Origin of the sequence: Rhodococcus sp. F64268 (genome assembly GCF_023015605.1) — a bacterium.
GTDB lineage: Bacteria > Actinomycetota > Actinomycetes > Mycobacteriales > Mycobacteriaceae > Rhodococcus.
Genome location: NZ_JALKAI010000005.1, coordinates 103137 through 115866, shown reverse-complemented (window position 1 = coordinate 115866; position 12730 = coordinate 103137). Strand labels below are relative to the sequence as shown.

General features: G+C 65.1%; 12 protein-coding genes. 6 read left to right on the top strand and 6 right to left on the bottom strand.

What is annotated here, in order from left to right; translation table 11 throughout:
* The first annotated feature begins 23 nt into the window (after positions 1-23).
* Entirely contained in the window at positions 24-797 is a 774-nt protein-coding gene (locus tag MWU77_RS15475) for a LysR family transcriptional regulator substrate-binding protein (protein WP_247274173.1), read from the top strand.
* A 25-nt stretch (positions 798-822) separates the two neighbouring features.
* On the opposite strand, the gene MWU77_RS15470 is transcribed toward MWU77_RS15475, so the two are convergent.
* The gene (locus MWU77_RS15470) at positions 823-1752 is read right to left on the bottom strand and encodes a LysR substrate-binding domain-containing protein (protein WP_169688798.1); all 930 of its coding nucleotides are present in this window, start codon (positions 1750-1752) and stop codon (positions 823-825) included.
* Between the two features lie 176 nt (positions 1753-1928).
* Here MWU77_RS15470 and MWU77_RS15465 point away from each other — a divergent pair, with 176 nt between their 5' ends.
* Both MWU77_RS15465 and MWU77_RS15460 read left to right on the top strand, forming a co-directional pair.
* The gene (locus MWU77_RS15465) at positions 1929-2519 is read left to right on the top strand and encodes a peroxiredoxin (RefSeq protein ID WP_169688797.1); all 591 of its coding nucleotides are present in this window, start codon (positions 1929-1931) and stop codon (positions 2517-2519) included.
* Positions 2516-3055, top strand: a complete 540-nt coding sequence (locus tag MWU77_RS15460) for a carboxymuconolactone decarboxylase family protein (protein ID WP_169688796.1) — start codon at positions 2516-2518, stop codon at positions 3053-3055. Before MWU77_RS15465 ends, MWU77_RS15460 begins: the two co-directional genes overlap by 4 nt.
* An 84-nt stretch (positions 3056-3139) precedes the next feature.
* Here MWU77_RS15460 and MWU77_RS15455 read toward each other — a convergent pair whose 3' ends face one another.
* Positions 3140-3862, bottom strand: coding sequence for a hypothetical protein (locus MWU77_RS15455; RefSeq protein WP_374229883.1), 723 nt, complete (start codon positions 3860-3862; stop codon positions 3140-3142).
* Between the two features lie 67 nt (positions 3863-3929).
* On the opposite strand from MWU77_RS15455, the gene MWU77_RS15450 reads away from it, so the two are divergent.
* A complete protein-coding gene (locus tag MWU77_RS15450; protein ID WP_169688795.1) occupies positions 3930-4193 on the top strand; it encodes a hypothetical protein in 264 nt (87 codons plus the stop codon).
* A 9-nt stretch (positions 4194-4202) separates the two neighbouring features.
* On the opposite strand, the gene MWU77_RS15445 is transcribed toward MWU77_RS15450, so the two are convergent.
* Positions 4203-5462, bottom strand: coding sequence for an aspartate aminotransferase family protein (locus MWU77_RS15445; RefSeq protein ID WP_247274172.1), 1260 nt, complete (start codon positions 5460-5462; stop codon positions 4203-4205).
* Positions 5463-5586: 124 nt separating this feature from the next.
* Between MWU77_RS15445 and hrpA the strand changes: the two genes are divergently transcribed.
* Positions 5587-9480 carry an ATP-dependent RNA helicase HrpA gene (gene hrpA, locus MWU77_RS15440; protein WP_247274208.1) on the top strand — a complete coding sequence of 1298 codons (3894 nt, stop codon included), beginning with the start codon at positions 5587-5589 and terminating at the stop codon, positions 9478-9480.
* A gap of 27 nt (positions 9481-9507) precedes the next feature.
* Here the strand turns inward: hrpA and nrdR are convergent, their stop codons facing one another.
* Both nrdR and MWU77_RS15430 read right to left on the bottom strand, forming a co-directional pair.
* A complete protein-coding gene (gene nrdR, locus MWU77_RS15435; protein WP_169688793.1) occupies positions 9508-9984 on the bottom strand; it encodes a transcriptional regulator NrdR in 477 nt (158 codons plus the stop codon).
* Between the two features lie 190 nt (positions 9985-10174).
* Positions 10175-10516 (bottom strand): hypothetical protein, encoded by a 342-nt coding sequence (locus MWU77_RS15430; RefSeq protein ID WP_169688792.1) that lies wholly within the window; start codon positions 10514-10516, stop codon positions 10175-10177.
* Positions 10517-10724: 208 nt separating this feature from the next.
* On the opposite strand from MWU77_RS15430, the gene lexA reads away from it, so the two are divergent.
* Positions 10725-11432 (top strand): transcriptional repressor LexA, encoded by a 708-nt coding sequence (gene lexA, locus MWU77_RS15425; RefSeq protein ID WP_169688791.1) that lies wholly within the window; start codon positions 10725-10727, stop codon positions 11430-11432.
* A gap of 124 nt (positions 11433-11556) precedes the next feature.
* Here the strand turns inward: lexA and MWU77_RS15420 are convergent, their stop codons facing one another.
* Complete coding sequence (locus MWU77_RS15420; RefSeq protein ID WP_169688790.1) at positions 11557-12699, bottom strand: acyl-CoA dehydrogenase family protein; 1143 nt, start codon at positions 12697-12699, stop codon at positions 11557-11559.
* Positions 12700-12730 lie beyond the last annotated feature (31 nt).

The following is a 12730-nucleotide window of genomic DNA, read 5'->3' as shown; positions in this document are numbered from 1 at the left end:
ACGAGACCGGTACCCTGGTTCCGGTGAACGATGAGCCCGCTGCGGCGTTTCGCCTGTCCTACGTCCCCGGCGTGACCCCGGCCAAATGGGTTCGGGTGTGGAAGGAACGGATTCCGGAGATACCGATCGAGCTGGTTCCCGTCGATTCGACCTCGGGGGCGGAGTGCGTGCGGGCCGGGACGGCGGACATCGCACTCCTGCGGTTGCCGCTCGAACGTGACGGCCTGTCGGTGATCCCCCTCTACACGGAAACCTCCGTAGTGGTCCTGCCGAAGGAGCACGCGATAGCCGTCGTCGACGAGGTGTCGGTAGCCGACCTTGCAGACGAGACCGTGTTGCACCCCCTCGACGACGTGCTCGATTGGGTGAGCTTGCCCGGGGAGGAAGCGTTCGAGCGCCCCGCAACCACCGAGGACGCGATATCGCATGTCGCGTCGGAGGTGGGGGTACTCGTGACACCGCAGTCGCTCGCTCGTCTGCATCATCGTAAGGATCTGACGTATCGCCCGGTCGCCGATGCCCCTCAGTCGCAGGTGGGTCTCGTGTGGCTCACCGACCGCACTACCGATCAGGTGGACGAGTTCGTCGGTATCGTCCGGGGCCGCACCGCGAACAGTTCCCGTGGAAGGCAGGATCCTTCCGGAACCGACACTGCACCCGCAGCTTCGGGTAAGCGTCGCGGCGAGCGTCAGGGTTCACAACCGAGGAAGGTGGTCGGCGACAAGAAACCCCGATCGCGGCGGGGCGCCACCGGACGCGGCAAGAACACCGGCCGTCCCAACCGCCGACGTGGCTGATCGGATTTCTCCGCAGCGCAGCTGATCAGCCGGTGACCCGGGACTGCGGCGGGGCTTGCGACCGCAACACATCTGCCAATGCCCGGTAGTCGTCTGCGCGCGCGCTCGACGCCCGGAAGACCAGTCCGATGGTGCGTCCCGGTTCGGGGGCGGCGAAGTGCGCCACGGCCAGGTCCCCGCCTGCCGTTTCCACCGGCACCGCCGACGCGGGCACGAGCGTGACGCCGAGGCCACCTGCGACACACCGCACGACAGTGGCAAGCGACGTCGCCCGTGTGTCTCCGGCATCGGGCCGGGCATCGACGGATCGGCACAGATCCAGGGTCTGGTCCCGGAGGCAGTGGCCTTCGTCGAGAAGCAGGAGTGGAAGCTCGTCGAGGATCGACAGTGGCAGATCGGTTCTGCCTGCGAGGCGATGATCAGCGGGAACAACGAGGATGAAATCCTCGACATACAAAGGGATCTCCACGACTCCCGCCACTTCGGACGGCAGAGCGAGCACTGCGACATCAAGCGTGCCCGAACGGAGCGAACCGAGGAGCCGGGCCGTCTGATCCTCGATCACGTGCACTGCGAGATTGGGCATGCGCATGCGGAGTTCAGGCAACAGGCCGGGGAGAAAGTAGGGCGCAACCGTGGGAATCAGCCCGATCCTCAGCGGGCCCGAGAACCCATCGGAGACACCCGCAGCCGCGGCGACGAATCCGTCTGCGGCGTCGAGAATGGCTTTGGCCTGGGCGAGCAGTCTCGCGCCTGCGGGGGTCACAAGCACACGACGCGTGCTCCGCTCGATCAATTGCACCCCGAGTCCGTTCTCGAGCGAGGCGAGACCCTGCGACAGTGTGGGTTGGCTCACATTCAAACGCGCTGCGGCCGTGCCGAAGTGCTTATAGGTGGCGACGGCCACGAACGCACGCAGCTGTGACAGGGTCGGATGATAAGTCTGATCGGGCACGCCTATCAGTATAGTGCGAGCCATCACCTTTACCTTTTGAAAATTTTCCGGCAGGATGAATCTCGTACCGGAGAACGATCCCTCGGGAACCTCCGGTAACGCACAGACCCACGTCATCGGGCGTGGTGTGCGTGATCGACTCGCTTGTTCACGAGACACCAACGAGAGGACCGAAAATGGCATTGCTGACCATCGGCGATCAGTTCCCCGCTTTCAACCTGAAGGCCCTCATCGGCGGCGACCTGTCGCAGGTCGACGCTGCACAGCCCGACGACTACTTCACCACCATCACCAGCGATGACTACGCCGGCAAGTGGAAGGTCGTCTTCTTCTGGCCGAAGGACTTCACCTTCATCTGCCCCACCGAGATCGCCGCGTTCGGCAAGCTGAACGAGGAGTTCGCGGACCGCGACACGCAGGTCCTCGGCGCCTCCGTCGACAATGAATTCGTGCACTTCCAGTGGCGTGCACAGCACGAGGATCTCAAGACCCTCCCCTTCCCGATGCTCTCGGACCTCAACCGTGAGCTCGTCTCGGCCACCGGCGTCCTGAACTCGGACGGCGTTGCCGATCGCGCCACCTTCATCATCGACCCGAACAACGAGATCCAGTTCGTGTCCGTCACCGCCGGTTCCGTCGGCCGCAACGTCGACGAGGTCCTCCGAGTCCTCGACGCTCTGCAGTCCGACGAACTGTGCGCGTGCAACTGGAAGAAGAACGACCCGACCCTCAATGCGGGTGAGCTCGTCAAGGCGGCGCTGCAGTGAGTGTCGACAACCTGAAGAACGCTCTCCCCGAGTACGCGAAGGACCTCAAGCTCAACCTGAGTTCGCTCGCACGCTCGACCGAGCTCAACGAGCAGCAGCTGTGGGGCACGTTCCTCGCCGCCGCGGCCGCGACCAAGTCCGCGACCGTGCTCGCCGAGATCTCGGAGGAAGCCGCCGACGTCCTGTCTGCGGAGGCGTACAACGCCGCGCTCGGCGCAGCCTCGATCATGGGCATGAACAACGTTGCCTACCGGGCCAAGAGCTTCCTCGGTGACGATTACGCCCAGGTACGCATGGGCCTTCGGATGAACATCATCGGCAGCCCCGGAGTGGAGAAGTCCGACTTCGAGCTGTGGTCGCTGGCAGTGTCGACGATCAACGGATGCCACGACTGCACCGCAGCGCACGACAACGTTGTGCGCAAGGAGGGCCTCACCAAGGAGCAGGTCTGGGAGGCCGTCAAGGTCGCCGCCACCGTCCAGGGCGTTGCCCAGGCAATCACGGCCAGCGAGATCCTCGCCGGCGCAAACGCCTGATTTCTCGAACCATCACAACGGGGCCCCTCTTCGGAGGGGCCCCGTTGCGCGTGCTCCCGTCGTGCGAACTTATGTGATCGCGGACTACTGATCTCCGCCGAGGGCCTCGCCCGCGGCGACATCGGCGACCTCGAGCGCTACTTCGATCTCCCCTCCGAACTCGACACCGGGGGCCAGCGGCAACCTGTCGCCGCTCCAGAACCTCCCCGGGTCGTACCAGCTGCTCCCGCGACGTCGCTGTTCGAGCAGCCCCATTGCCTCCATCGTCACTGCAACCACCTCGGCGCAGTACGCACTCTCGAGCCCGGACTCGCGTCGCTTCAGGCGCGGCACGCGTCCCGCGAACCATCGTCCGGCGAGCTTCGCTGTCGAGGGGAACGGAGTTCCGTCGAGGCGAGCGATGGTACGCAGCAACTGATCCTCTTGCTCGGCGGTGACCGGGTCGGAGAGTTGACGAAGCCAACCGCGCTGTCCATAGCGCACTCCCCACACCTGCACCGCGCTGCGCAGATCGTGAAGTTGGACGCCGCGTTGATGCCGGCCGGTCCACATGTCCGGCAGGCTCCGTCCCAATTCTGCATGCCACATCAGCGGCGGCAGATCCGCGAATGCCACCGTCATGCCGACGTGGTTGACAGGGGCATTGGTGAGGGTTCGGATTGCCCTGTCCGCCCCACTGGTACCCCGGAACACCCAGATGTCCCCCGTGCGTGTGAGATCCACCGCCTCGTCCAAGGTGATGCGCGATGGTCCGGGACCGGGTTGCATGGCGTCTCCGGGTTGCCTGGAGAAGTCTCCGTGTTGCATGGGGAAAGCGTGCCATGGACCGCGCACAGCCGGAGCCCGAGGAGCAGTTCACCGCTAGGGTCGCTGCATGGCCCTACGTACCAGCACGATGTGGAAGTTGCTCGGACTCGCCGGCGTCGTGGGTGTCGCAGCAACCGGCGCGATCACCCTGCGCAACGAGCGCAGGCGACGCGACTACAGCCCCGACGAGATCCGGTCGGTGCTCCATGAACGGTACGCACGAGCAGTGGCAGCGCAGGACGGCACCGAGGAGGTACCGCTGCGCCAGGTGCCGGTGAGCCCGACAACCCGGATCCGCCGCCTGATGCGACGGATCCGGAATCGGCTGTGAGTGCTTCGGTCAGCCCAGTGCCGCAGCGAAACCATCGGCGAGTTCTTGCACCTGCTCGTCCGTCATGACGAACGACGGTGAGATCTGCATCGCCCCCTGACCTGCTGCGCGGCCCGAGATGCCGTGCTCCCGCAGAGTCTTCACGAAGCCGAGGGCCTCGCCGGGATCGGCGAGCTGCACTGCCGCGACCGCACCCAGACCGCTCCGCACCTCCGAGACACGCGGATGATCCGCGAGCGGGGCGAGTTTCTCGTGGAGCGTCTTCTCGAGTCGTGCGGATTCGGCGAGCAGATTCTCACGTTCGAAGATATCGAGGTTGGCGTGTGCAGCCGCCGCTGCTGCTGCATGCCCCCCGTAGGTGTAGCCGTGACGCCACCACACACCCCCGGCAAAGAACGGTTCGGCCACAGACGGTGCCACGAACACCGCCCCCATCGGCAGATATCCCGACGTCAGGCCCTTGGCTGTCGTCACGATGTCGGGCTGCAGATCGAACCTCGTCGCCGCGAACCACGACCCGCCGATCCTGCCGAACCCGGTGACCACCTCGTCGAGGACGAACAGGATGTCGTGATCTCTGCAGATGTCTCGGATCTCAGTGAGATAGCCGTCGGGCGGCAGGTACACGCCCCCGGCACCGATGATCGGTTCGCAGAAGAACGCGGCGATGTTGTCGGCCCCGACCTTCTCGATGAGCTCGAGCAGTCCTTTGGCGTCGTCCCAGGGCACGGTGGCGGTGTCGGTCCACAGCGCGCCGTAGCCCTCCGAATTGACGGCGATCCCCGCCATCGACGTCCCGCCGACATGCATCCCGTGATAGGCCTTCTCGCGGCTGACGATCATGGTCTTGCTCGTGCGGCCGACCTCTTGCCAGTAGCGGCGGGCAAGCTTCGCTGCCGTATCGATCGAGTCCGAGCCGCCCGAGGTGAAGAAGATCTTGCTACCGGGAATCGGCGCGATCTCCGCCAGCCTCTCCGCAAGCGCGATCGTCGGTTCCGCTGCGAAATCACCGAAATTCGAGAAGTGCGCGACCTTCGCCAATTGCGCGGCGACAGCCTCCCCGATCTCGGTGCGACCGTGACCGACGTTTGCGAACCACAGTCCCGCCGTCGCGTCGAGATAGCGGGTGCCCGCATCGTCCCAGATGTATGCGCCATCGCCACGAGCCACGACGAAGGCCCCGTCCCGCTCCACGACGCCCATGTCGGCGAATCCGTGCCACAACGCACCCACAGTCAGCTCCTGTCCACGACTACCGGTCCCAGCCATCGTATGGGTTCCCGGCGAGCGCGGCGGCTTTCCGGTTCGGCAGTGACAGCCCTCTCAGCAGATCGGCTTGCTCCGCACCGGTGTCGCACGAGAGCACCGACAGTCGCTAGGCTGTGTGACCAGCATGTCCATCTCTCCTGCCCCGAACCGTCGCGCACTTCGCGCAGCGCTGACCGAGGTGTCGCTCAGCGACGAACATCGGTTCCGTCGCCGCCTCGATCGAGCGCGCGGCGACGACGCGCTCACCAGGATCGCCCACGACATCGACTCCGCGCGTTCGCGCCTCGTGCGACGCGCAGAGTCGGTGCCACAGATTCGGTACCCGGATGATCTCCCGGTATCCCAGCGCAAGAACGACATCGCGGACGCGATCCGCGACCACCAGGTCGTCGTGGTGGCCGGCGAGACCGGGTCCGGCAAGACCACTCAGATCCCGAAGATCTGTCTCGAACTGGGACGCGGTGTGCGGGGTCTGATCGGACACACCCAGCCCCGACGCATCGCGGCACGCGCGGTCGCCGAGCGACTGTCCGACGAACTCGGCTCCGAACTCGGCGATACCGTCGGCTACACGGTGCGTTTCACCGATCAGGTGTCCGAGCGCACTCTCGTCAAACTGATGACCGACGGCATTCTGCTCGCCGAGATCCAGCGCGACCGTATGCTCCGCCGCTACGACACCCTGATCATCGATGAGGCGCATGAACGCAGCCTCAATATCGACTTCCTGCTCGGGTATCTCGAGCAGCTGCTCCCCCGCCGGCCCGATCTGAAGGTGATCATCACCTCGGCCACGATCGATCCCGAGCGATTCGCGAAGCACTTCGCCGATGCGGAAGGGACGCCGGCCCCGATCGTCGAGGTCTCGGGACGCACCTACCCGGTCGAGGTGCGGTACCGACCGCTGACCGTCGAGCGGGGCGACGAACTCGTCGACCGCGACCCTGTCGACGCCGTGTGCGAGGCAGTCGAAGAACTGCAGTCGGCCGGCGACGGCGACATCCTCGTGTTCCTCTCCGGCGAGCGCGAGATTCGAGACACTGCGGACGCACTGCGCGACCGAAAGTTGCGCAACACCGAGATCCTCCCCCTGTACGGCCGGCTGTCGGCTGCCGAACAACATCGCGTCTTCGCCGGGCACACCGGGCGGCGTGTCGTGCTGTCGACCAACGTCGCCGAGACCTCGTTGACGGTGCCCGGCATCCGCTACGTCGTCGACCCCGGCACCGCCCGCATCTCGCGATACTCGGTGAGGACGAAGGTCCAGCGACTGCCCATCGAGGAGATCAGCCAAGCGTCCGCTCGGCAGCGCGCCGGTCGTTGCGGTCGTGTCGCCGACGGCATCTGCATCCGCCTGTACTCGGAGGACGATTTCGAGTCGCGCCCGGAGTTCACCGAGCCCGAGATCCTGCGCACCAACCTCGCGTCGGTCGTCCTACAGATGACGGCACTCGGTCTCGGCGATATTGCCTCCTTCCCGTTCGTCGAGCCGCCCGACCCACGCGCGATCCGCGACGGTATCGCGTTGCTGCACGAACTCGGCGCAATCGAACCCGCCGGCAAGGACGAAAACCCGCGCCTGACCGGTACCGGCCGGGAACTCGCGCGGCTGCCCGTCGATCCCCGCATGGCGCGCATGATCGTCGAGGGTCACCGCAACGGATGTCTGCGCGAGGTCCTCATCATCGTGTCGGCGCTGTCGATCCAAGATGTCCGCGAGCGGCCCACCGAACATCAGCAGGCCGCAGACGAGAAGCATGCGCGGTTCAACGTCGACGGATCGGATTTCCTCGCCTTCCTCCGCCTGTGGGACTACCTCAAGGAACAGCGGAGAGAGCTGTCGTCCAACCAGTTCCGAAAACTGTGCCGCAGCGAGTTTCTGCACTGGATGCGTATCCGGGAGTGGCAGGACCTCCAGGGCCAGCTTCGCCAGATCACGCTGGGCCTGGGCTGGGAGACCGCACATCAGGAGGTCTCCGACGACGCGATCCACCAGTCGCTACTCGCTGGCCTGCTCTCACATGTCGGGCTGCGCGAAGGCGACAAACGCGACTTCCTCGGCGCGCGCGGGGCACGCTTCGCGATCTTCCCCGGCTCGTCCCTGTTCAAGAAGCCACCGCGGTGGGTCATGGCCGGCGAGCTGGTCGAGACGTCGCGGCTGTGGGGCCGGATGGCGGCGCGGATCGAACCCGAGTGGGCGGAGAAGCTCGCGCCGCACCTGGTCAAGCGCACTTACTCCGAGCCGCATTGGTCGACGAAGCAGCAGGCGGCGATGGCGTACGAGCGCGTCACGCTCTACGGCATACCGCTTGTCGCGCAACGACGGGTGCAGTACGGACGGATCGATCCCGAGGTCTCGCGCGAGCTGTTCATCAGGCACGCACTCGTACAGGGCGAGTGGCAGACTCGTCACAAGTTCTTCCACGAGAACCGGGCACTGCTCGACGACGTCGAAGAACTCGAACACCGCGCGCGGCGGCGGGACCTCGTCGTCGACGACGACACACTGTTCGAGTTCTACGACCGGCGTGTGGGGCGGGAGGTCGTCTCGGCCAGGCATTTCGACACCTGGTGGAAGAAAGCCCGGCAGGAGCAACCGGATCTGCTGACCTTCACACCCGAGACGGTGGTCAACCAGGACGCGGCCACGGTTCTGGAAGGCGACTATCCCGACGCATGGCGTCAGGGCGAGCTGCAATTCCCGCTGACCTACCAGTTCGAGCCCGGCACCGAGGACGACGGGGTCACCGCCAGGATCCCGTTGGCGCTGCTCGCAGGAGTCCGACCCGTCGGATTCGACTGGCTCGTCCCGGGACTTCGGCACGAACTCGTCACCGCCCTGATCAAGGGACTGCCGAAACAGATTCGACGCCAGGTGGTTCCGGCACCCGATTTCGCGAAGGCTGCCCTCGCCTCGGTGACCGCGCGTAGTGAACCTCTCGTCAACGCACTCGCCCGGGAGCTGTCGCGGCTCGGAAACTGCAGGATCGAACCGGGTGACTTCACTCCGGCCGCGCTGCCCGATCACTTGAAGATGACTTTCGCAGCGATCGACGAGCAAGGAAAGGTGCTGGGCCGCAGCAAGAGTCTCACCGCACTGCGAAAGCAACTCGCTACGCGGGTCGACGCCGAGGTCGCCCGCGCGGCCTCGGGCACCGAACGGGCGCCCGCCCTCGCATGGACGGCGGAGACCCTCGGCACCCTTCCGCAGACGGTCACGCGCGAGGTCGGTGGCCAGCAGGTGACCGGCTATCCCGCCTTGGTGCCCGAGAACGAGGGTGTGGCGGTACGAGTTCTGAGCACTCCTCAGGCACAACGTTCCGCCACCCGCGCCGGAGTGCGAGCGCTCCTTCTCGCTGCCGCGCCGACCAAGGCGAAGGTCGTCACCTCAGGGCTGACGAACTCGGAACGGCTGACACTCGGGCGTAATCCGGATGGCTCGTTCGACGCACTCATCGAAGACTGCCGGGCATGCGCGGTCGACGAATTGATCGCAGCCAACGGGAAGTCGGTGCGGACACCCGACGAATTCGAAGCACTCGCCGTGGTAGTGCGCAGCGAGCTTCCCCGGCGCGTCGCGCACCTGCTGAAATCCGTCGTGCCTGTATTGAGCAAGGCTCACGAGGTGGGTGTGCAGTTGGATCGGGTGCGCGGCGAGGCGGCGGACGACGTCCGTGAGCAGCTGTCTTCGTTGCTCTTCGCCGGGTTCGTCACCGACCTGGGTTCTCGTCGGCTGGCCGAACTGCCTCGGTATCTCGCCGCTGCAGCTCACCGTCTCGAATCACTCCCGGCGAGCGCGAATCGCGATGCCCAGGCGATGGATGTCCTCGATCGGGTGTATGCGGCGTACGACAAGCTGCTCGCGCGGTTGCCGGAGGAACGCCGAGACGCGCGCGACGTCCTGGATGTCTACTGGATGATCGAGGAACTACGTGTGAGCCTGTTCGCCCAAGGGATGGGTACACGGGTTCCGGTGTCGGAAAAACGGATCCTCAAGGCCATCGGCTCGATCCGCTGACGTCGCGACCGGCTCGACCCTGACGGGTCACTCCGCGCCGGCGGCGACGTCGCGGGTGCGTTGGTGTTCGCGCAGTTCCGTGATCTCGCGTTCGAAATCTTCAGCGGAGCTGAATGACCGGTACACCGAGGCAAATCGGAGGTAAGCGACCTCGTCGAGGTCGCGCAGCGGCCCGAGAATCGCAAGCCCGACCTCGTGACTGGGGACCTCAGGTGCACCCTTGGCCCGCACTGCGTCTTCGACCTGCTGCGCCAGCTTGTTCAGGGCGTCGTTGTCGACATCGCGGCCTTGGCAGGCTCGCGCGACACCGCGCACGACCTTCTCACGACTGAAGGGTTCGGTAACGCCGCTGCGCTTGACCACGGACAGCACCGCGGCTTCGACCGTGGTGAATCGGCGACCGCACTCCGGACACGCCCGACGGCGACGAATCGCGGCGCCCTCGTCGGCTTCACGCGAATCGACGACCCTGGAGTCGGGGTGCCGGCAATACGGGCAGTACATGTCGATTCCTTCGTCGCTGCCGTGGTGACCGCGACGTCGCCGACGAAACGATGTCGTGTTCGAAGGATCGATCCTGCCCGGGGGCAGGGTCTTCCCGACGCGACCACACGGGGTGGTGTGACTGACAGATTCAGACAATACCCGCACGTGTGGTGTGCTCCGGGAGTCCGGGTAGGTCGGCACCGCGTCGTCATCTTCCATCGGTGACCGCCCCTACTCCGTCCGCAGGCGGTGCCGAGTCGGTCATCACCGGTATCGTGCCGACGGCTTCCGCCGCGACCTGGCTCGTGCGAACGTGTGCGACACACAGGATCGCCGTCACCGCGACGGCTGTGAACATCACCGTCGCGAGCATCTGTACCAGCGAGTACCCGAGCCCGATTCGCGGCGTGGGCGGGTGGGCGCAGGACCTTCCCTCGCTCCGCGGCGGGTGCCCGTCGACTCCGGTCGGCAGCGTGGACGCCCGCCGCGGAAGAGCGACAGCCCCGCCCGCATCGGTCGTTCGGAATTCCGTCAACAGTGTTGTGCCCATCGGGTCCTCCGTGGCAGTCATGAGCCGGGTGGGTTCGCCCATTCATTCGAACGAATGCCTGTTCGAAGTTTCTATCACGCTTCGGCATTCTTGTCGTCCGTTTGTTCGAAACAATCTCGAACAGATGTTTGATATACCGCACCGATGCGGATAGATTCGATAGATCACACACAACACATCAGAAACTCGACGCACGGAGGTCACGAGCATGACGGACGCCAACTCCGCGACCAGCCGGAAGAAGTCGTCCGGCACCGACGGCACCACGCTCACCGAGCGTCAACGCCGCGTCCTCGAGGTGATTCGCACCTCGGTTGCCGAGCGAGGCTACCCACCGAGCATCCGAGAGATCGGAGACGCGGTCGGCCTCAACAGCACCTCCTCGGTCGCGCACCAACTTCGCACCCTCGAGCGCAAAGGCCTGCTGCGCCGCGATCCGAACCGTCCCCGCGCAGTCGATGTACGCGGATTCGACGACCCTCAGGTCGCGTCCGACGTCGTCGGCGAGGAGCTCACGGCGGCGTCCTCCGAGGACATCCCCTCGGCTGCCCTGGTTCCCGTCGTCGGGCGGATCGCAGCAGGCGGTCCGATCCTCGCAGAAGAGGCCATCGAGGACGTCTTCCCGCTGCCCAGGGAGGTCGTGGGCCAGGGATCGTTGTTCCTGCTGAAAGTCGTGGGCGAATCGATGATCAACGCAGCGATCTGCGACGGAGACTGGGTCGTGGTTCGTCAGCAGAATGTGGCCGAGAGCGGCGATATCGTTGCCGCCATGCTCGACGGCGAAGCCACGGTCAAGACCTTCAAGCGCGTGAAGAACGATGTCTGGCTCATGCCACACAACCCCATGTTCGAACCGATTCCGGGCAACGACGCGGTCGTACTCGGCAAGGTGGTCACAGTCATCCGCAAGCTCTGACCGCACATTTCCGTCGCGCATCACAGACCGTCGTCGACCTACTTACACGCCGAGGCCGGTAGGGCTCCATCGATATGGAGCCCTACCGGCCTCTGGTAATGCGCCCGCTACGAACGTGCAGCGATCAGAGGTTCAGCCCGCGGCCGATGACCTCCTTCATGATCTCGTTCGTACCGCCGTAGATCTTCTGGACCCGAGAATCGAGGTACGCCTTGGCAATCGGGTATTCGCGCATGTATCCGTAGCCGCCGTGCAGCTGGAGGCAGCGGTCGATGAGTTCGACCTGCTTGTCCGTGGTCCAGTACTTGGCCATCGCGGCCTCCTGGACGGTGAGCGCACCGGCATTGAGCAACTCGACGCATCGGTCCACGAACACCCGGGCAAGCAGGGTTTCCGTCGACAGTTCGGCGAGTTCGAATCGGGTGTTCTGAAAACGTCCGATCGGCTTGCCGAAGGCCTTGCGGTCGCGGCAGTACTGGATGGTGTCCTCGAGGACCTGCTCCATTGCGGCAGCCGCGACGACCGCGATCGAGAGTCTCTCCTGCGGAAGGTTCTGCATCAGGTAGATGAAGCCCATTCCCTCTTCGCCGAGCATGTTGGCCGCCGGAACACGCACGTCGTTGAAGCTCAACTCGGCGGTGTCCTGCGCATCGAGACCGATCTTGTCGAGATTGCGGCCACGCTCGAAGCCGGGCATTCCGCGCTCGACGACGAGCAGGGAGAATCCCTGGGCGCCCTTCTCCGGGTCGGTGCAGGCAACCACGATCACCAGATCGGCGTTGATTCCGTTGGTGATGAATGTCTTGGACCCATTGAGCACCCAGTCGTCACCGTCACGAACCGCCCGGGTCTTGATGCCCTGGAGATCGCTGCCGGTGCCCGGCTCGGTCATCGCGATGGCGGTGATGATCTCACCGGAACAGAATCCGGGGAGCCACCGCTTCTTCTGTTCCTCGTTCGCGAGGTTCAGCAGGTAGGGCGCCACGACATCGTTGTGCAGCATGAAACCGACACCGCTGTATCCGCCGCGGGTGGTTTCCTCGGTCAGGACAACGTTGTAACGAAAGTCGTCGACGCCGCCGCCACCGAACTCTTCAGGCACTGCCATGCCCAGAAAGCCCTGTGCACCGGCCTTCTTCCATACTTCGCGGTCGACAATCTTGTCCTTCTCCCACTGCTCGTGGAAAGGGGCCACCTCCTGTTCGAGGAACTTCCGGTACGACTCACGGAACAGGTCGTGTTCGGGCTCGAAAAGGGTGCGTTCCATCTGCGCTCCTGTCAGTGACGACGTGGACGTA

What these genes read in the sequence shown, in the direction of transcription:
- MWU77_RS15465 (WP_169688797.1), top strand. Translation starts at nt 1,929, where the DNA reads ATGGCATTGCTGACCATCGGCGATCAGTTCCCCGCTTTCAACCTGAAG.
- MWU77_RS15455 (WP_374229883.1), bottom strand. Translation starts at nt 3,862, where the DNA reads ATGCAACACGGAGACTTCTCCAGGCAACCCGGAGACGCCATGCAACCC.
- MWU77_RS15450 (WP_169688795.1), top strand. Translation starts at nt 3,930, where the DNA reads ATGGCCCTACGTACCAGCACGATGTGGAAGTTGCTCGGACTCGCCGGC.
- MWU77_RS15445 (WP_247274172.1), bottom strand. Translation starts at nt 5,462, where the DNA reads ATGGCTGGGACCGGTAGTCGTGGACAGGAGCTGACTGTGGGTGCGTTG.
- hrpA (WP_247274208.1), top strand. Translation starts at nt 5,587, where the DNA reads ATGTCCATCTCTCCTGCCCCGAACCGTCGCGCACTTCGCGCAGCGCTG.
- nrdR (WP_169688793.1), bottom strand. Translation starts at nt 9,984, where the DNA reads ATGTACTGCCCGTATTGCCGGCACCCCGACTCCAGGGTCGTCGATTCG.
- MWU77_RS15430 (WP_169688792.1), bottom strand. Translation starts at nt 10,516, where the DNA reads ATGGGCACAACACTGTTGACGGAATTCCGAACGACCGATGCGGGCGGG.
- lexA (WP_169688791.1), top strand. Translation starts at nt 10,725, where the DNA reads ATGACGGACGCCAACTCCGCGACCAGCCGGAAGAAGTCGTCCGGCACC.
- MWU77_RS15420 (WP_169688790.1), bottom strand. Translation starts at nt 12,699, where the DNA reads ATGGAACGCACCCTTTTCGAGCCCGAACACGACCTGTTCCGTGAGTCG.